Origin of the sequence: Paenibacillus sp. MY03 (assembly GCF_002165585.1) — a bacterium.
GTDB lineage: Bacteria > Bacillota > Bacilli > Paenibacillales > Paenibacillaceae > Pristimantibacillus > Pristimantibacillus agaridevorans.
Window position 1 is genome coordinate 259,518 of record NZ_MXQD01000008.1, and the last position, 19,807, is coordinate 279,324.

General features: G+C 43.8%; 16 protein-coding genes and 1 pseudogene. 11 read left to right on the plus strand and 6 right to left on the minus strand.

All coding sequences use genetic code 11. The annotated features are described in order from the left end of the window. Positions 1-35: 35 nt before the first annotated feature. The 3 genes from B1748_RS10340 (at position 36) to B1748_RS10350 (ending at position 2,758) form a co-directional block, all read left to right on the plus strand. Entirely contained in the window at positions 36-911 is an 876-nt protein-coding gene (locus B1748_RS10340) for a nucleotidyltransferase domain-containing protein (protein WP_256975606.1), read from the plus strand. Beyond that, a complete protein-coding gene (locus tag B1748_RS10345) occupies positions 908-1,948 on the plus strand; it encodes an FUSC family protein (protein ID WP_087567802.1) in 1,041 nt (346 codons plus the stop codon). The genes B1748_RS10340 and B1748_RS10345 overlap by 4 nt, the downstream gene beginning before the upstream one ends. A gap of 177 nt (positions 1,949-2,125) precedes the next feature. Beyond that, positions 2,126-2,758, plus strand: a complete 633-nt coding sequence (locus B1748_RS10350) for a hypothetical protein (protein WP_087567803.1) — start codon at positions 2,126-2,128, stop codon at positions 2,756-2,758. A gap of 23 nt (positions 2,759-2,781) precedes the next feature. On the opposite strand, the gene B1748_RS10355 is transcribed toward B1748_RS10350, so the two are convergent. Continuing rightward, positions 2,782-3,528 carry an EcsC family protein gene (locus B1748_RS10355; protein WP_087567804.1) on the minus strand — a complete coding sequence of 249 codons (747 nt, stop codon included), beginning with the start codon at positions 3,526-3,528 and terminating at the stop codon, positions 2,782-2,784. Positions 3,529-3,918: 390 nt separating this feature from the next. On the opposite strand from B1748_RS10355, the gene B1748_RS10360 reads away from it, so the two are divergent. From B1748_RS10360 to B1748_RS37415, 5 genes and pseudogenes are all read left to right on the plus strand, one after another. Beyond that, on the plus strand, positions 3,919-4,512 hold the full coding sequence (locus B1748_RS10360; RefSeq protein ID WP_087567805.1) for a hypothetical protein: 594 nt from the start codon (positions 3,919-3,921) through the stop codon (positions 4,510-4,512). 51 nt (positions 4,513-4,563) lie between these two features. Then, positions 4,564-5,784, plus strand: coding sequence for a leucine-rich repeat domain-containing protein (locus tag B1748_RS10365; protein WP_087567806.1), 1,221 nt, complete (start codon positions 4,564-4,566; stop codon positions 5,782-5,784). A 406-nt stretch (positions 5,785-6,190) separates the two neighbouring features. Beyond that, positions 6,191-6,472 (plus strand): hypothetical protein, encoded by a 282-nt coding sequence (locus B1748_RS10370; RefSeq protein ID WP_143810276.1) that lies wholly within the window; start codon positions 6,191-6,193, stop codon positions 6,470-6,472. A gap of 816 nt (positions 6,473-7,288) precedes the next feature. Then, a complete protein-coding gene (ilvB, locus tag B1748_RS10375; RefSeq protein WP_087567808.1) occupies positions 7,289-9,019 on the plus strand; it encodes a biosynthetic-type acetolactate synthase large subunit in 1,731 nt (576 codons plus the stop codon). Then, a pseudogene (locus B1748_RS37415) lies at positions 9,016-9,164 on the plus strand (acetolactate synthase small subunit); the annotation flags it as partial. The gene ilvB and the pseudogene B1748_RS37415, both read left to right, overlap by 4 nt. 490 nt (positions 9,165-9,654) lie before the next feature. Here B1748_RS37415 and B1748_RS37980 read toward each other — a convergent pair. Both B1748_RS37980 and B1748_RS10390 read right to left on the minus strand, forming a co-directional pair. Further along, entirely contained in the window at positions 9,655-9,990 is a 336-nt protein-coding gene (locus B1748_RS37980) for a copper amine oxidase N-terminal domain-containing protein (RefSeq protein ID WP_373271267.1), read from the minus strand. A gap of 539 nt (positions 9,991-10,529) precedes the next feature. After that, positions 10,530-10,907, minus strand: a complete 378-nt coding sequence (locus B1748_RS10390) for a hypothetical protein (RefSeq protein WP_143810277.1) — start codon at positions 10,905-10,907, stop codon at positions 10,530-10,532. Positions 10,908-11,401: 494 nt separating this feature from the next. On the opposite strand from B1748_RS10390, the gene B1748_RS10395 reads away from it, so the two are divergent. Both B1748_RS10395 and B1748_RS10400 read left to right on the plus strand, forming a co-directional pair. After that, positions 11,402-14,599 carry a fibronectin type III domain-containing protein gene (locus B1748_RS10395; RefSeq protein WP_087567812.1) on the plus strand — a complete coding sequence of 1,066 codons (3,198 nt, stop codon included), beginning with the start codon at positions 11,402-11,404 and terminating at the stop codon, positions 14,597-14,599. Positions 14,600-14,951: 352 nt separating this feature from the next. Then, on the plus strand, positions 14,952-16,541 hold the full coding sequence (locus B1748_RS10400) for a class I adenylate-forming enzyme family protein (RefSeq protein WP_087567813.1): 1,590 nt from the start codon (positions 14,952-14,954) through the stop codon (positions 16,539-16,541). A 683-nt stretch (positions 16,542-17,224) separates the two neighbouring features. Here the strand turns inward: B1748_RS10400 and B1748_RS10405 are convergent. The 3 genes from B1748_RS10405 to B1748_RS37420 all read right to left on the minus strand — a co-directional run bounded on the left by B1748_RS10405 (position 17,225) and on the right by B1748_RS37420 (position 18,858). Continuing rightward, on the minus strand, positions 17,225-17,614 hold the full coding sequence (locus B1748_RS10405) for a YkvA family protein (protein WP_087567814.1): 390 nt from the start codon (positions 17,612-17,614) through the stop codon (positions 17,225-17,227). A gap of 220 nt (positions 17,615-17,834) precedes the next feature. Then, entirely contained in the window at positions 17,835-18,209 is a 375-nt protein-coding gene (locus tag B1748_RS10410) for a VOC family protein (protein ID WP_087567815.1), read from the minus strand. Between the two features lie 514 nt (positions 18,210-18,723). After that, positions 18,724-18,858: a hypothetical protein gene (locus B1748_RS37420; RefSeq protein ID WP_256975607.1), complete on the minus strand. Its 135-nt coding sequence runs from the start codon at positions 18,856-18,858 to the stop codon at positions 18,724-18,726. A gap of 300 nt (positions 18,859-19,158) precedes the next feature. Here B1748_RS37420 and B1748_RS10415 point away from each other — a divergent pair, with 300 nt between their 5' ends. Beyond that, on the plus strand, positions 19,159-19,788 hold the full coding sequence (locus tag B1748_RS10415) for a TetR/AcrR family transcriptional regulator (protein WP_087567816.1): 630 nt from the start codon (positions 19,159-19,161) through the stop codon (positions 19,786-19,788). The last annotated feature ends 19 nt before the right edge of the window (positions 19,789-19,807 follow it).

Consider the following 19,807-nt stretch of genomic DNA (forward strand, 5'->3'; position numbering starts at 1 on the left):
TTGTGCCGTAATATGATACACTAAGGATCGACAAGATGGATGGAAACGGAGAGAGAGAATTGGCGGCGCAAGAAACAATAATCCGAATTACGGACCAACTTCGACAAGTCGACGGCGTAAAGGCGATCGTGCTTGGCGGATCAAGGGCAAGAGGCACAGGACACGCGCTGTCCGACATAGATATTGGCATCTATTACGAAGGCGGCGAAGGGCTCGATATTGCCGGGATTCGGCGAGTTGCATCTATTCTAGACGACGAGCGGCGGGAAGATATCATTACGGAGATCGGCGAATGGGGGCCGTGGATTAACGGCGGAGGTTGGCTTAAGGTAGATGACCAGCCTGTCGATTTCCTATATCGCGACATTGGCCAGGTATCGACTGTCTTGGAGCAATGCATTGCCGGAGATATAATGATCGAATACCAACCGGGCCATCCGCATGGTTTCGTTAATGCCGTTTATGCGGCGGAAGCGGCATTGTGCAATATTTTATGGGATCCGTATGGAGCCATCGGGACAATGAAGGCGAAGACGGTTCCATATCCAAGCAAGATGCGGGAGGGGATCGTTGGGCGGTTTTGGTGGGAAGCGGGCTTCTCGTACGAGGGAGCCGGGAAAGGGATTCATAAAAAGGATTTATCGTACGTGGCTGGACAACTTTATCGGACGATATCCTGCTTAAATCAAGTGTTGTTTGCCATTAACGAAACATATTGGATGAACGAAAAAGGAGCGGCAGCCATCGTCGATTCCTTTCCACTCGCACCACATGCCTATACGACACGAGTAAATGAAGTTATTAGTCTGATTACGGAAAAACCGGCCGACTTGGACAAAGCAATGGCGACAGTGGGAGATTTGATCCGCGAAACAGATGGTTGGATTCGTCGGGCTGGAGGTGCGTCATGACTTTCGGAGCTCGTATGTTGAAAACGGGAATAGCGGTCACGCTGGCGCTGTACGTCAGTATGTGGCTCGAATTTACTCCGCATGTTATCGCGGCGGTCGCGGCGATTTTCGCGCTGCAGCCGACGATCTATCGATCTTGGCGATATTTCCTTCAGCAGGTTCAGGCGAACACGCTCGGCGCCATCATCGCGTTGCTCGCAGGCACCTATTTTTCGAACGAGCCCATAGCGATTGGCGTTGTCTGCATACTTGTGATCATGATTTGCATGAAATTAAAAATGTCGGAGTCCATCGGCTTGACGCTTGTAACGGTCGTCAGCGTGATGGAGGCATCCGGCGACTGGGAGTTCGCGCTCAATCGCTTCCTGCTCAGCCTGATCGGCATCGTAGCGGCTTTCCTGGTTAATATTATATTCGTGCCGCCGGATCCAAGAGAACAATTTACGAAGCAGATCCATCGGGTATTCAACCAGCTCTCTTTGCTGCTCCGAACTGCTATATCCGACGAGATTAAGGAGAAAGTATTTCGGGAACAGAAACAGGAGCTGGCGGACGGACTGCAAGCGCTGACGGATAAGTACAAGCTGCTGGAAGAGGAGCTCAAAAAGCTGAAGCGGGTAAAGTATCGACAGACGCGGCAGGTAGTCGTCTATAAGCAATTGCTGCACAATTTGCAGAAGGGCTATGAGGTGCTCGAAACCGTACAGGAACACTATTTTCAATCAGAGCGAACCAAGGAGATCAATCGGAGATATGACCGGCATTTGGAGAGCTTGATCAAGTTTAACGAATACGTTCTACTTAAGTTCGAGGAAAAAGTCAAGCCGGAAAGCTGGAAGGCCGAATCCATCGAAGAAGAGAACAATGCGTTTATGAAGGAAGCGACGTCTGACAGCGACGACGGCAGAGAAAGCGCACACCGCCTGTTCATTGTAGCCGCATCCATCTACGAATACGGTCATCAGACGATTCGATCCGATCGTCTCGTGGAGCGCAAGGGACACGATGATGAAGAGTCGTCCGCTTTGTTGGAATAAAATTCGACTAAACAACCCGAAATAGGACGGACAAGAAGGCAGCTGTAAATTTCAGTTGCCTTTTTCTTTTTCAAATCTAGAATGCCAAGAGAGGAAGTGAGTGACATACGTAAGCTGAAATTTTCGAGACGTTTATGGTTTATTGGGCCGATTGCAGCAATAGTGGCTCTATTTCTTATGGCATCGATGGTTTATATCTACGAAAAGCCTGGTGGGTTGGCCGATTGGAGATATTCGCGAGCCACGGGCTTGAAGGAAACAATAAGAATCCCGATTGGGCGAACACCGGAGGAAGCCGTTCAAAAATTTCGTAATTCTAACCAAAAAGTAGTTCACAAGGAATTTTTGAACAGAGGCGCGCTGTTATTTCTTGAAGGTTTCAAAGAAAAGGGAAGAACAAGTCTACAGCTTGAATTCGTACGTGAAACATGGATTGGCGGCTGGAAATGGGAGATGGGCGGAGGTTATGGAATTTCCGTTCATCCTGATACGCATCTCTTAAATTATATGAGCATGCCCAGCAATAAAGGTATAATAGGCCCTTTCCCAATTGTATTCGGAGAAGTTGTCAACCCAAGTGTGTCAAAAGTGAAGGTAATTATAGAAGGTGAAGGGAGCGGCGAAAAAGAAGCCAAGATAGTTGACTACGGAAGGGAACAGCGATTGTGGTATGCGGTGCTTCCGAAAGCAGCCTCCACACCTTATACAATTGAAGCTTTGGATGAAAAGGGCGGGATCATTGCCAGTCAGACGGTTGAAGATCAAACGGATTCTGACAGCATTCCAAGCATGTCGGCTGCCGTTCGATAAAGAACCCATAAGGAGAAGAGAGGCTACCCTTCGATAGGGGCAGCCTCTTTCAATTTTCGAATGCGATAAGCGTTCGTCGCGGATTCACGCAGCTCCTCGAGGATGGTGTAATTGGCCCAAGCGCCGGCTACCGCGCCAATACCCGGAACCATCTGAAGCATTTTCCGGAAGTCGATAGCATCGCGGTATTCCTTCTGGAACGTTTCCCAGTCCATGTTTTTGGAGTAATCGGCATCCGAATGCCATTGCAGCTTCTCCACGTCCCAACGTTTGATGGAGTCCAGCAGCCTAGCTCGTTGTTCTGGCCCGGAGAACGTCAACTGGAAAACCTTAAGAACAAAGACGCGTTCCGAAAAATGTTTAGTGTCGTAACCGTATACATGAGCTAATTCAAACAAGTATTTCATCTTGATCGCGATTAGCGCGGGGAAATCCACAACGTTTAGAAAAATGCCGCCAGCTCCCGTGCCGGCGCCTTCGGCTACCGCGATTTTCTGATATAAAGAAAACAATTGTTGGGCGTCTTGATCGGCAAGTTCCAGATCGGATGACCGTTGCACGGGTCTTTGAGGAGTATATTCAGCGCCGAACAGCGCCGTGCGCACAATCGACTTAATGGTTGTCGTAATAATATTGTGAACTTTAGGAGGTATCAGGTTGTTGATTCGAGTTCCGATTGTTTTTGATGTTTTTTCCAGCCAGCCTGGAGGTTTAAATAGCCGGCGCTCCCACTCGATAATTTCGTTGATCACTTTCTGTTCGTAATTCATGAACGATCGCTCCTTCAAAAGACATAACTCCATTGTAACGGATATCTTCATAATTAGGAACGGACTGCAGCAGGTTGCGGAACCGGACGAAAGTCGTGGATGGTTGCGGCTTATAATGTTTTTGACAATTGCTCGAAGTGACGGGCAGTGACGTAGCGGCTTTTTGCGACGATCTAATCAAAGATTCAGTGATAGTATGCCGTGGAGTTTCACCCTGATATTACATAAACAGGCAGGTTACCGCAACATACTGGTTATTATGTGCGTCTATTGTTATGGAATTTCCTGCTAATCTACATTCACAGAACACAAGAGATAATAGGAAGGTCTTTTATCTTCCCCAAAATTCAGAGATGGTGGTATAAAGGAAAATGGTGATGATAGAACAATATGGACACTAAAAAAAATATTGAAAAAATCAGCCTATTAAAAGAGAAAATGTCTGATTGGCATAAATTGAGTGATGAAGAGCTGTTTCTTGCTGTAAAAGAGTTTGAGAAAACGCCCAGGTTAGAGGTTTCCATTTATTATCAAGATTTATTTAATGATCCGAAGTTTTCTCAAACCCTTCTTGATATCTATAATAAGCATAAGGATGTTACTAAACTTGTAGTTCTACTTGTTTCAGCAATTGGGAATATGATTCAGAGATATGATCTTCCGGAAACTAAGGAAATTTACGAATTCATGCTGGAAAATTCAGATAAAAGCAACATAGGACCTTATGTCGCGTTATTTTTGCCTAGATTTAAATATTTCGAAAATTATGATAAAAAATGGGAATATTTTATGAATATTAAAAAAATGTCACCCAAAAAAGTAGCCGAAAGTTCTTTTGAAACGATAATGGATTTGTACTTAGAAAAAATTCCGGAAACATATAAAAATGAGGTCATCGAATATTTTAATAAAAAAGTAGAAGAGTCTAACAATGAATACGGTAAACAATATTATCGGGATATCATTATTAAAATCATGAGTTAAATAGGGCCGGTTTAAAGTAGCTTGGACCGATTACTGGAAGGAGTAGGACAGATGAATATTACCCACGATTTTATTGATGAACAGTTCCGGTCGTTCCTATTGGAAACGTATTGCGGCGGCCGGGATTCGATTCAAACAAGTGATGTGGAAGGGATTGTCGAACTGCAAATCTCGCACAAAGACATCGCAAGCCTGAACGGACTGGAGCATTTTGCGTCGCTGGAGGTCCTGAATTGCGCATACAATAAGTTGACTGAGCTGGACATTTGCAGCAACACCAGTTTGGTGGACTTGGAATGCAACGGCAACGAGTTGTATGCGCTCAATACTAGCCACAATTCCGCGCTAAAGCGGCTGCACTGCAATTCTAATGCGATTTTGGCGCTAGAACTGTCGGCGAATGCAGTGCTGGAATCATTGGATTGCGGATTCAACCGGATCCGCAATCTGGACGTGAGCCACAACCCTATGCTGACGGAGTTGATTTGTTACTGGAACATCTTGTCCAAGCTTGAATTGGAGCGCAATCCGCTGCTGCGCCATCTGCAGTGCGGCTATAACGCCTTGTTTACCTTGGAGTTGGACCATCACTCGATGCTGGAGAAGCTGGACTGCGGCAGCAACCATTTGATCCAACTGCGGGTGACGAACTGTGAAAATTTACTGGAATTGCGGTGCAACGGTAATCATTTGACCGAATTGGACATCAGCGGAAATCTGAGGCTAAAAAGCTTGCGCTGTTTTCAAAACCATCTGTCGAAGCTGGAACTGAACCACCCTGAACTGGTCGAAGTGTATTGCTCGGATAACAAGATTGCGGTACTGGACACAAGCGAGGCTCCAAAGCTCGAACGGCTGGATTACGCCAACAACCTGATTCAGGAACCGGATCATACCGTAAAAGGATTCGGGACATTTACCTATGATGTGTCGATGTCAGACTACAAGTTGACACTGCCGTTTCACGGAACCGACATTCACGTTACAGTAGCAGTGCGCACAAAGGCAGAAATGAAACGTCTGTCACCGGTCATAAAGAAAACGTGGGACAACATGGCGACGATGCATGATCAGGCATTGACACTCATTGCAAATACTCATCCCGATGAGGATGTCAGCACTCTAGCGTTGTCTGAGCTGGTGTTCGAGGAACTTGGTACCATTCGATTTGGTTACGATGCAGGGGAAACGCCGGCAGGACAGCTGTTCATCTACGCTGTCTTTCGGAAAACATTTCAACTCGACGACACACTTGTGTATGAAACATATTGATGGGTGATACAAATGAGTCCGTTAGATAATTTTATTAGTAACCTTTTTGAACGTGGAATGTTGGTCAAGGAGGCTACTCGGCAATGCGAAGCCGAGTAGCTTTTATCAGAAATATTTACAACATCCCAGGCTGTTACATATGCACTATGGATGAAGATTACCTTCGGAACAGTCTTGGCATCTATTGTTCAACTAACGGGCATTATAGTTCAATAAACAACCAGAACGAGGCTGCCGGTATGGATCGGCAGCCTCGTTGCGCTAACGGGAAACATTACCTCAACGATCATTAATAAACGGGCAGGTTAATTGAGTGCCTCTAAGCGTATTAGAAAATATGTGTCGTGTAGTGAATTGGATTTTCTTCAGAAGTTAGTGCGCTTTCAAGGCAAGCTGTATGCTCTTAATGAGTGGCGGTGCAAAAAACTATTTTGGAGAATTGTCGTTCCGTAAAGGCGAGACGTTCAAAATTTCTGTGGTAAGTGAGAATGACGTTGAACTTGAGATTGGTATATTGTCTATAACTACAGAACAAGTGTTCAGCGACATCGTGAAGAGCGGAGAAGGTGAGTTCACTATTACAATTCCAGAAGCAGGGGAATATCGTATTTATGTCAGCGATAAAGATGAGCAGTCTACCAATTTCGTTATGAAGCTTAGTAAAGCCATTGAAGGACCAATCGTTTAGAAAACTGGTGGGCTTATGGTCATGAGCGAATCTAACAGAAGAAGAACTTAGTTTAAAGATCCAGGAGCAGTTTGCCGCCGCGGCAGTTGCTCCTTATTCCTGTAATAAAGCATTTGAAAAACCGCAGGCTCTGTGCTATCATTTAGCCATTATAAAAAAAGCGATGAAGAGAAAAAAATACGAAGGCTCTTATGCCCAGAGAGCAAAGGGAACGCTGAAACCTTTGCCATAACCCCTTTGTATGATGTCGTCTCGGAGCTTTTGATTGAAAGTCGAATCGAAATTGGTTCGATGAGTAGGCTCAAACGGAATGGCACACGTTATCGTGCTGTAGGTAAGGGAAACCTTACCTCATAAGGCTGGAATCGTAAGGTTCTTAGCAAATCAGGGTGGTACCACGAAATCTTCCCCTTTCGTCCCTTCAGGCACTGCAGCTACTTGCTGTCGACTGAGGACGAGAGGGGTTTTTATTTTATAAATAAAAAGCGATGATGAGAAAAAAATACGAAGGCTCTTATGTCCAGAGAGCAAGGGAAACGCTGAAACCTTTGCCATAAACCCTTTGTATGATGTCGTCTCGGAGCTTTTGATTGAAAGTCGAATCGAAATTGGTTCGATGAGTAGGCTCAAACGGAATGGCACACGTTATCGTGCTGTAGGTAAGGGAAACCTTACCTCATAAGGCCGGAATCGTGAGGTTCTTGGCAAATCAGGGTGGTACCACGAAATCTTCTCCTTTCGTCCCTTCAGGCACTGCAGCTACTTGCTGTCGACTGAGGACGAGAGGGGTTATTTATATTTTAAGGAGGAAATCAAATGGATGAAGTGTCTATGCCCACGTACAAAACACATCAACAATTTCAGGATTTGTTAACTGGATCGGAGGTTCTTTTAAGTTGCTTGCTAATGGAAGGTACAGAATGTGTATTTGGGTACCCAGGAGGAAATGTCCTTTACATTTATGATGCAATGGTCGGTAACCCAGACTTCAAACACATTTTGACTAGACACGAACAAGGTGCTATTCATGCGGCGGACGGGTACGCTCGATCAACAGGAAAAGTAGGAGTTTGCATCGCCACCTCCGGACCAGGAGCGACTAACTTAGTGACAGGAATTGCGACCGCTTATATGGATTCTGTACCGCTTGTGATTATTACTGGTAACGTTCCAACAACAGTCATGGGCACTGATGCATTTCAGGAAGCGGACATTATTAGTATTACCATGCCAATAACCAAACACAGCTACTCAGTTCGTGACGTACATGATCTGCCACGCATCATCCATGAAGCATTTCATATTGCTAATACTGGAAGGAGAGGTCCGGTATTGATCGACATTCCCAAAGACGTGTCAAATCAAAAAATGCTTTATCATCCATCAAACAAACTAACTTTACGGGGATATTGTCCGACTCCCAGTCCTGATTCAAACGAGATAGATAAGTTGATTCAGGCTATTGCAGAGTCCGAAAAGCCGGTCATTATAGCTGGAGGTGGGGTGGTTTATTCCAATGCATCTAATGAGCTGCTGGAATTCGTGAGAAAAACAAAAATTCCGGTGACAACCACATTGCTTGGTTTAGGAGGTTTTCCAAGTGCCCACGATCTGTGGTTAGGAATGCCAGGTCACCATGGTACTTATACGGCGAATATGGCGATCCAAAACGCTGATCTTATCATTTCGATTGGTTCACGGTTCGATGACCGGGTTACAATGAAAGTTGATGGATTTGCTCCACATGCCAAATGGATTGCTCACATCGATATTGATCCGGCTGAAATTGGCAAGAACATCAAAACGGATATTGCATGTGTCGGCGATATAAAAGCTGTACTAGAATATGCAAATACGAAAGCCACACCCTCCAAATCAAATAGTTGGATCATTAAAATGCAAGAAAACAAGTCTATGTATCCATTACGGTATAAAGATTCCGATACTGAGCTTAAACCGCAATTTGTTCTTGAAATGATCAATGAGACAACGCGAGGGAATGCAATTATAACCACTGACGTAGGTCAGCACCAAATGTGGGCTGCACAATTTTATAAATTTAACCATTCCCGTTCACTGGTGACTTCCGGAGGTACTGGAACAATGGGTTTCGGTTTCCCCTCTGCTATAGGTGCTCAGGTAGGAAATCCAAACCGTCTCGTGGTCTCTATAAACGGTGATGGGGGCATGCAGATGTGCGCACAAGAGATGGCGATTTGCGCCATCCATAATATTCCTGTAAAAATTGTCGTAATTAATAATCAAGTGTTGGGTATGGTCAGACAACAGCAGGAGCTCGTTTACGAAAGGCGTTATAGCCAGATTGATCTTGCTGGTAGTCCCGATTTCGTAAAGCTAGCTGAAGCTTACGGAGTTAAGGGATTAAGAGCAAGCACTAAAGCGGAGGCAAGCCGCATTTGGCTAGAGGCTCTCGAGACATCTGGACCTGTGCTCGTTGAGTTTGTTGTGCCAAAAGAAGAGAATGTATATCCTATGGTTCTCAGTGGGACAACATTAGATCAGTTAATAATGGGGGATTTTGAATGATTAAGAAATATATAATTTCTGTCCTGGTTAATGATCAGCTTGGCGTTCTACAGCGAGTATCAAGCTTGTTCGGTCACCGTGGCGATAGTATCACAGTTGGGGCAGTCAAGTGACTGGATTATCACGGATGATTATTGTGGCTTCTTTGATCCTTATAACGACAGGAAGGTATCGGAACTAAAAAAATCATGGGAAACTCTTTGTGAAGGAGCCGTTCTAGATGAAGATGAGGCGATTCGCAAAGCGATGGATTCATTCGAACTGCCCGGGGAACAATTTGCTATCTTGCGTCAGATATCGACAGTGTCGTGAGACCTAAAGATGTTGAATATTTTATTTGTCAGGCACTTGATCAAGGGTGGAAACCCAACGAAAAAGGAACACCAAGTGTTATCGATTTTGATGATAATTTTATGAAAAGAAGATTACGCTAATGGGAAACGATAGTTCAAATTATGCAAAGGGCTGCCTCATTTAGGGCAGCCTCTTTTCAGTCTTAACCTCACTCAAATCACCGATAACAACAATGTGCGCATAATCCTCGGTACCTCTAAGATATCAGTGATAGTATACCGTGGAGTTTCACCCTGATATTAAACGGGCAGGATAGTTCGACCCTACATATGAAATTCAGGCTATTTTAGCGTTGTTAAATTGACCCATCGGAGGTTGTCATCATATTCGAGCTGGAAGCCAAACGCTTCCGTAACGAAACGAATGGGCACCATTGTATAACCCTCCCGAATGAAAGGTATCACATCAATCGTGCGAGACTTACCATCTTCGATGATAATGTTGGAATCGATCGTAAGTATTATTTCTTTATCCAGGTGCCTAAGTTTTACTTGCCGCGTTTCCCCGTTCCAAGACCAATCTGCCCCCGTCCATTCCAAAATACTGCGGAGAGGCGTCATGATTCCTCCGTTGTTCAATTCCGGGCGAACAATAAAGGCTTGGACTTCGCCATCAATTAATACTTTGGGAGAAGAGTACGCCTGATCACGATAGCTGGTTTTGCCCGCTTCTTCGAATTGCTCGAGGAAGTTTAGGGACGGTTGGTCAAGCTTTAATGATGCGGAGGATCAACACCTTTGGCGACTTTTGGAAGAGGCCGCCTATGGCTAATTCTTGGTACATTAGGATTGTTACTGATCGCTTTTATTACCCAGAGTACAATTAATATTTCGTGGTTCATATTTATCCCAGTCGTGATTCTTGTCTTCTGGATGGCTTCGAAGAAAGGAAAATAATTAGATCAGTTTGTTTCGCTTACCTATGCCTAGTAACTCTCGGGTGGCCTTTTTTCAGGTAAAACGGGGAACGTTAGTTCAAATAAACTATTCATGATGAAACTGTCAGGGTCATTCGGATTAGAAAACTGCTTAATTTGTTGATCCATATTGCGACAGAGAGGAGCAGGTGTCTTATGAATTTTCACCAATAAGAAAACCGCCTCTAATAAGGCGGTCAATTGAGCTAACGTTCTTCGTTAGGATTGATGATTGTCATGCTACTCTGTAATATAATCTTCAATGTCTGTTGAGACAGAATAGTATTGTCCATTATTTCCGTAGTACAAATATCCATCTCCAATATAGAAGAAATCAGCTTTTGGGAATTTTATTAATACGGTTTCTTTCGAAACATCTAGTTTTATTCCCTTAGCTTTTTCAGGAGGCTCTATTGCTTTACTTTTGTTTAGGACATTTACCAAATCGGATATCTCATTTTCATCTGTAATTGTCTTCTCAATCTTTTCGCTCTTTACAAATACTTCATCTTTACTTTCTAAATTTTCTCCGAAGGGGCTTTTATTACTACAACCAACAATCAATATTATGGTCATTATTATTGCTACAACGTACATTCCATACTTCAGATCAATCACTCCTTTGTTTCCAAATTGAACCATAATTAATACGTATTTACAAGGCATTGAGTTGCGCTAATCTGCCAGTTAGTTTAATCTCCTTTTCCATAAAAGCTTAGATGTGTCGCAGTTCGACGTTAATGTGACGCACTTATTTTTATTTTTGTACTGGCAGCTATCGATAGTTAAACTAAACGAGGGACGGGAGACGATAGTTGAATGAAGGACCCTATACAAACAAATGAAGGAGAATTCGTAGGATAACCAATCTCTCTAATCAGGCAAGGGGGGGAAGCGAAGGCGACTGAATATGGGTCTCGCGTCCGACGCACGGTCGATCCTATTGACGAATTGTTGGATGAACCTCACTGTGATGTTAATTCGTGCTTGTTCTAGATAGGCGGGGGAAATACGCTTTCATTTGTATATTCATAAAGAGAATTTTATGATATATTATTATTCGAAATGAATAATAAAATATATTTGGATAGATGATGAATGAGGAGGCATTTATGAAAAGGCTGCGATTAAAGGTTCAATATTTGCTCATTACAGGTATGCTTGCGCTGCTGTTCATTCCCCTGTCATCCTATGCGGCGGAACAAAGTGCCGTTAGCGAAAGTGGTTTAACGGAGGCGACTAATGGGATGGAAATAACGGTGACATCTCCTGCTAACGGTACTATAGTGGGAAATAAGCTATACATAGGACTTAAAGTATCTTATACAACATTCCAAATTGCAAAAGTGACGGCACAGATTGATGACGTTACTATGAATTTCGTTTCATGCGGTGTGAATTATACCTGTTGGAAGGGAACAATGGATATTTCTTCTTTACCCAAAGGGGAAAAGTCAGTATTGATTACCGCTTGGGATTCCAATGGAGGTTCAGTTAGCAAGACTATCGATATCATCTACGATGAGAAGCCGCTTCTTCAGGTACAGCAACTTGCATCAGACTTTACCGGTCACACCCCGAAACTCCGCGTTCAGGCAACCTGTTCGGATGATGATCCTAACGGTTGTACACTAGAGATATCTTATGGTAGCGATAAAATAACTCGAGTAAACAGCATCGATCAGCATGTAGATTTGGGCGAATATATCGAGCAGGGACTTGATATTACATTAACGGCCATAGATTCTAGAGGTCAAACCGCTAGTCAGAGCTTCCCGGTTTGGCCGGAACACAGCGAGTGGCTTCGCCTGCTCGATACGGTGGACGGCGATATTCTGGATGTCAGCACGGAAAAAATATTATTTGATAACCGTCAAAAAAGGCAGCTGGGTATCAAAGACCGAAAATCTGGTGAAATCATTACCGTTCCCTACGATCTCCCTATAAACGATGTATTTAAATTCGGCTTTTTGACTCCTCACGGCGCTGTTATGGCTCTTCAATTAGATAAAGGGATAATGGATGCCCCATCCGCCCTTTATGAATGGAGAGACGATAAGCTCAATTATTTAGGGTATTTTCCTTCCAGTTCCGCTTGTGAAAATGAATATCTTCTTTGCAGCATACACGATGTACCCGTAAACCAAAACTATGCACTCTATGGAAAAAATGGTGATATTATTTTGCGAAATTTGGTAACGGGAACAAACGAAATTATTCCAATTCCACCGGAAGAATTCATCGTCAACAGATTTTTTCTTATTGGAAATGAGGTCTATTTTGAAACTTACAGCAGGAATTGGGAAAATCCTGGAGGGAGCTACAAATACGACAAGGGCACTATTACTCCCTTGGATGATTTCACCTCCGAAACCCTCTTATCAACTATATCAGATGGCCATTATAGCTTGTTTTGCAAAACCACTAGCTATGATTCACCGTGTTCTTTGGTGCTTCGCGGACCCGATGGCGATCAGGTCATAGGTGACGAGGTATGGTCGAGCGTAAGAGGAATGGACTACCAATTAAATCAAGGCTGGGTAGCTTATAACCGTCCAACAGTTAGCGGACACGAGCCGCTATGGCTTCGCACTCCTGACGGTCAAGAGCAGCAGGTTGCAAATTTCAGTACAAGTTACCCCTATATAATCGCTTACTTAGCCGAAAATGGTGACGTCGCTTTTTATAACGATAATAAGCTGTTTTTTCGTAAATATAAGGCTGACGGAATAAGCGATCCTGTAGAAATCGGAACATCCGAACTGCGGCTGATACGGCTAGACGGGCAAGAATATGGCACGATTGACAATACGTTATTTGCGTTAAAAAAAGAAACGACGGCACCGACGATCGGCAGTGTGCAGCCTTCGGATGACGAGACGGTAACCGTGAATAATCCGGTCTTATCCGCTGTCATTTTGGATCCCGATTCGGGGACGGATCCCTTTTCGTTGATTGTCAAAGTCGACGATCAAATTCTGGAATCCAGCTATGACGTGGAGTCGATGACCGTGACCGCGCCAGCCTCCGGATTGCAGGATGGCACCCATTCCCTTCTGATCCGTGCTACGGATAAAGAAGGAAATATAGCAGTGCATTCCGGCAGCTTCACTGTCAAGAAATCTGTATGGCCAGAAGGAAGCAGTTTGAAGGCAGAGGATGTCGGGCGGAATTCACTTGCCTTATCCTGGTCGGCCGCCCGGGAGAGCAATGGTTACCGGATATACAGGAACGAGGAACTCATAGATACGGTGAACGAAAACGTTCATTCGTATGATGTAACGGTGCTGCAGCCGGATACCAGATACATCTTTAAGGTGGAGTCAGGGCTGCCGGACGGCAATTGGTCGAAGGATGGACCGTCTTTGTCGGTGAGGACTTCTAGTCCATTCTTAGAATGGCTTAACAAGCTTCATGCCGCCCTCGTTGCCGGCGATTCAGCGGACATACAGGACGTAAGAAATCTCCTCGATGAAATCGCGGAGCTGGACGATTCGACCGATCTGTCGTTGATCGATCCCTTATGGTACAAAATCAGCGCCAAGCTGCCGGCATCAGTTGACCAGGCCGAACTAAAGATCAGCCTGTTCCGAATCGTCAAGGCTATGGGTTCGTTACGTTACGATCCACAGTTGTCCGATTTGGAAGCCATTCGGACGAATCCGGAATTCATAGCGGCACTAGAGACGATTGCAGCGGCCGGAGGCCAACCGAATGTATCGATGGACGATTTCCTTATCCTGCTTTTTGGAGATGGAAGAAATGCAGGAGGGATAGAAGGAGCAGTCCGCGATATACTGAAGGATATGAAACCGAAGGAACTTGCGACACTGCTCGTCAATAAGGATCGAATGAATGTGGTCTTAAGTAAAGCGCTGGCTGAAGTATTGGATGATAAAAATACGTATGCGCTCAGCGCGATGCTTTACAAACTTAATGTTAAGCCTGAAGACATAAGGTCGTCGCTGTATAACTTCCAGGTAAAGCTGAAATATGATGTGCCGGCCATTAACGCGTTAATCGTTGCTTTTATCCGTTCTGAAGCGGATGTGAAAGTCAAAATAACGGCGAACGGTAAGAAGCACGAATACAGGCTCAAGGTTCTCGATATCGTGCTTCCTTCCAGTATTGTGAGATGGACAAAAGTATCCGGGAGCGACGATGTGAACGTGAAATTGAACGGAAATGTTTCCATTTCGAATCATGCTGCAAGCAGTACAGCAGTCATACAAGCGTCGCTGTTTAATCCATACGGCGGGAAAGCGAAAGTCATCTTCCAAAAAGAAGTAACGCTGATAAATGTCGACTGAATGGCAACAGGATATTAAGGTGTATTCGAACCATATAGGAGCTGTCTCAAACCTTTGAGCAGCTTCTTTTTTTCGTTGGAAAGTTAGGAAAGGGGCTGGCTGATGAAGCTCCCCATTGGACACCAACATCATGGAAAGAAGCAAATGTTAACGTGGAGTTTCACCCTGATATTTAACTAACGGGCAGCTCAACATCATAGGCGGTAACCGATTTCTTGGTAGAAGAGCGCACTTATCAAGAGAACTGATGGATTTGATTGGAAAACCTGATTCCAAGAAACTCCCATATTTGAGGTATAATCTTCTTATTCCTAGTTATCATACCTGAAAAATAAATATTGGAGTCGATTTCATGCTACTGTCTGAACGCTTGCCATTGGCAGCAAGGTTGTACCCAGCGGAGCCAGCTCTTTTACGCCACGGACAGATTATGAATTATGGGGAACTTCATCGCCATGTTGAACAACTCAGTAATGCCCTGTATGCCGAGGGACTCCGTCCTGGTGACCGAATTGCTCTTCTCGGTGATCCTGATCCCCAACTTGTTGTAGCTCTCTATGCCTCGGTTGGGATCGGTGCCATCCCGCTTGCGGTGTCTCCTTTGTTAGCTGTACCTGAAATTGCAGCCATTGTTGAGGATGCGGAACCACAAATCCTCATCCATGACAATCGTCACGCCGATTCAGCTAACTCCACGGTACAACTACTCTCGAATCCTCCGAGACTGTTCTCCACTGAAGCAGGTTCTACTTCTCCTATGCTGCGTTCTTTAATACAGAAGGATCTTGATTCATCTCCAGATGAGGGTTGCAAGCGAAATGTAGATGAAACAGCCGTTCTGATCTACACAGGCGGAACAACCGGCAGACCCAAGGGGGTAATGCATTCGCATCGAGGCATGACAGCCTGGAATCAGTTTACTCCCTCCGCTGGTTTTGGTTATGATATTGAACGCCGTGTGCTGGTGCTTAACTTTTCGCATCTTGTCGGACAATTCCAGTTGTGGGCGACCATGTCTGCTGGAGGATGTTTGGTCTTTTTGGATGATTATCCGGCAAATGTGTGCAGCATAATGGAAGCCGTGGAACGCGACCGGATTACGCATCTCAGTACGGTCGGCCAACTGCTACGCGACCTTATCCGCGAGGTATCCTCAACCGGTAAAGATATGCAAAGCTTGAAAGTGATCGGTTGTGGTGGGTCTATCATTCCACCAAAAACCTTGCGGGACGCGATTGCGCAATTCCCAGGTGCAATAATCGTCAACAACTATTCGCAAGCGGAATGCGGAATGTCTATCAGCCGATCATTTCCAAAACATCATCTGGACGATCCGATTCGTCTTCGATCAGTAGGTCGTCCAGCTGATCTAGCTGCTCAGGGGGAACAGGCATTTCAAGTTCGGATCATCGCAGAGGATGGCCGGGAGGCGGATGTAAACGAGTCCGGTGAAATAGTTGTTCGCGGTGCGCAGACTATGTTAGGGTATTGGCGCCAACCAAAAGAAACTAATGAAGCGATGTTCGACGGCTGGATCCGCACAGGAGACGTCGGTTGCCTAGATGCTGATGGCTACCTTTATGTATTGGATCGCCTGAAAGATATGGTTATTGTAGGCGGTTCAAATGTGTACAGTTCAGAAGTGGAGCAGGTGATTGCATCTCATGAAATGGTTAATGATGCAGTCGTCATCGGACTCCCACTTTCCGGCGAAGGTGAGGCGCTCGTCGCTTGCGTAGTTCTTCAGGACAGAGGAAGCTTGGACTTGGCACAGCTGCAGGCGTTTTGCGAACTGAGTCTCGCGCGGCACAAATGGCCAACTCATCTTTTCATTCTAGATCAATTTCCTCGGACTGCTGTAGCTAAAGTAGACAAAAAGCGGCTACGCAAACAACTATCCTCATCTATATACGAAGGGTTAAGCTCCCTCGGAGAACGATAGTTCAAAACAATAAAAGCGGAAGCCGATCAGAAGATCAGCAGCCGCTTTTATTGAGTAGAGGCCCGGTTCATGCACAACCTTATCCTATATCATACGTTTTAGTAGTAAAAGGAATCTACGCAACCAATTACAGTTTTAAAAGAAGGATGGTTTTGCATAAGGGAGGTAAAGATATGTACCGATTGCGGGGGAATCAAACGCTGAAGGCTCGTTAATATGTGTTAATTGTGGTAGTTCGCTTAAAGATGCAATGATGGAAGGAACTCCAAACACTGTTAATGAATATCGAGGGAAAGCAACTCCCGCAATATGCCAGCACTGTAATGAACGTTTGGTCCAAGGATCATTAACATGTAGATATTGTGGATCCGTTGTATCAAAGACGGTAAAAGGTTCTCGTTATTAGGATTGTTACTGATCGCTTTTATTACCCAGAGTAGAATTAATATTCCTTGGTTCATATTTATCCCAGTCGTGATTCTTGTCTTCTGGATGGCTTCGAAGAAAGGAAGATAATTAGATCAGGTTGTTTCGCTAACCTATGCCTAGTAACTCTCGGGTGGCCTTTTTTCAGGTAAAACGGGGAACGTTAGTTCAAATAAACTATTCATGATGAAACTGTCAGGGTCATTCGGATTTGAATACGGCTTAATTTGTTGATCCATATTGTGTAGCAATTAGATTCAAGCAAACCAGCTGTATATTAATTTCCCAACCCAGATAGCAACTAGTATCCAAACAATGATAAAGAGAGTGCCGACAATCCAATTTTTTGGCTTACCGTTCCTTTTTAATTCTTCGGCTCTAACTCTATTTTCTTCTATAACTTGTGAAGGCACTAGTTTTAGTGCGAGAGCAATACCAAGCGGCACAATAATTAGATCATCGAGATACCCTAAAATAGGAATGAAGTCGGGGATTAAATCTATTGGGCTGAAGGCGTAGGCCACGACACAGATTGCCACTATTTTTGCGAAGAAAGGTGTACGCGGATCCTTATAGGATAGAAAAAGTACAAATAAATCATTCTTTAACTTCCGTGCGACGCTTTTGAGTTTATTTAAAGGATCCATTGCAAACCTCCATTTTTCAATATTATAAATCAGAAAAATATCGAGGTAAACAAATGAACTATTGCACAGTACGATGACAGATTCGATCCATATTGCGACAGAGGGGAATAAAAAACCGCCTCTCTCATAAGGCGGTCAATTGAACTATCATCTCCCGTTAGTAGAGTGGCCCACATCAGAATCCTCAACGAGACACCCAAAAATTTATTCAAATAAGGGATTATTCGGTGTGTGCTACAAGCATATTTCCATTCAAATCAAAGAACTTCAAAAATCGTCTTCCTTCTTCGACAGACGGTGCAAGAGGATCACCGTATACCCTTGCTCCAGAATCTACAATCTTCTTGCAAAGTGCATCCATATCGTTTACTTGAAAACCAATTGTGGGAAACAACTCTCCTTTTACAGAGAATGTCGCTGTCGTTTCATCCGCAGTTTGCCATAAAAAGATATTGGTTCGATCTTCTCTAAACCTAATTAATGCAAAATCTCCAAAGTTAGCGAGAAACTCACAATCAAGATATGCAACATACCACTCAATAGTTTCTTCCAGGTTCTTTACTGGAATCTGTACATGACTAATAAAATGTGTCATTTTCTCGCTCCTGTTATCCATATTTTCACACAAGTCTAAATGTTCAACAAAATAAACCCAATAACCTTCTATTTGTGGAAGTAACCTGCCCTTTAGCTTAATGAATCTTTTTATTGAGAGTCATGGTGATTATTGCACAGTTCGATCCATATTGCGACAAAGAGGAATAAAAAAACCGCCTCATAAGGCGGTCAAATGAACTATAGTTCTCCGTTAGCGTAGAATCATGGGTCCATTGAATTTGGAGTATTCATCACCGCATTATATAACCACAAAATTAAAAGTAAGAGGATACAACAAGATATAATTATTAGGATAACGGTGACTTTATTTTTTAATTGGTTCTTCATTTATTACCTCCTCTGCGAAAGCATGGTTGCTTTCTGTACGAGTTATTAGAAGGGCTTGTAGCGTTAAACTGCCCTGCCCGTAAGTTTAATCTCCTTCACCAATAACGAGTAATGTGTCGAAGTTCGACGATTATGTCCATCAACATTGAGGGACTTGGAGGATGTTACTCCTCCTTGTCCTCAACTAAATCGTCTTGATCGCTGCCCCAAATGTAATCAAAACCAGGCTTAATAAGCGGCGTATCATTTTCGACTTTTGTTTCACTCTCCAGCGATTCTTTATCTTTTTCGTTGGGCATTCACGGATCCTCCTTAAATTAATTACTCAGTCTAATATGCCCATTTATACAATAATCAGACGCTCCCGCACCAGCGGCGGCCGTAGGAGGGATTATAAGCATGGTTGACGATGAACAACTTATTAAGATTAGACAATAGTTGAATAAATGACGAAAATGAAGCTGCCGGTGCTGACCTGCAGCTTCATTACGTTAACGGGCAAGTTAGCTCAATAACAAGGGTTTAAAAACCATTTAGATCATATTCACCTAAATGGTTTTTTATTTGATTTTTTAGTACGGGCGTACTAAAATAAAAACATGAGTAAAAAAAATATACCAACTAACCAAAAACAAATGTCGTTCATCGAAAAAGCTCGTAGAGCTCAAATTGTGGAATGTGCGATTGAGACAATCGCAGAAGTAGGTTACACTCAAGCCTCTTTAGGGGAGATTGCAAAACGTGCGAAAATCAGTAAGGGGGTTATCTCTTATCACTTTGCAAATAAAGAGGAATTATTGGAGCAAATAGCTATCGAATACTATATAGCTTGGCAATCCTACATTGCTCCGCGAATAGAAGCTCAAAAATCTCCTAAAGAAATGCTTCGAGTGTATATTGAATCCAATCTTGCATTTGTAGTTGAAAATCGGCAGCATGTTTTCGCTGTTATAGAATTGGGTTCTAAAAAGATAACTGCTGATGGTAAACTCCAGTTTGCAGCAGACCATGATGAAGCTATTTTACTCCCAATTGAAAATATTCTCGCCCTAGGGGTGCATGAAGGGCTTTTTCGGGAATTTACCAAACCATCGGCAAGGGTGATGGCGTTAACAATTAGAAATGCCATTGACGGGTTTACTATGGAATTAATGAGAAAGCCTCATTTAGATGTTCAGGAATATACGAGAGAACTGGTTACAATCTTCGATATATCAACTAAAAAGTGATGTGTCACCAAGGGGGTTG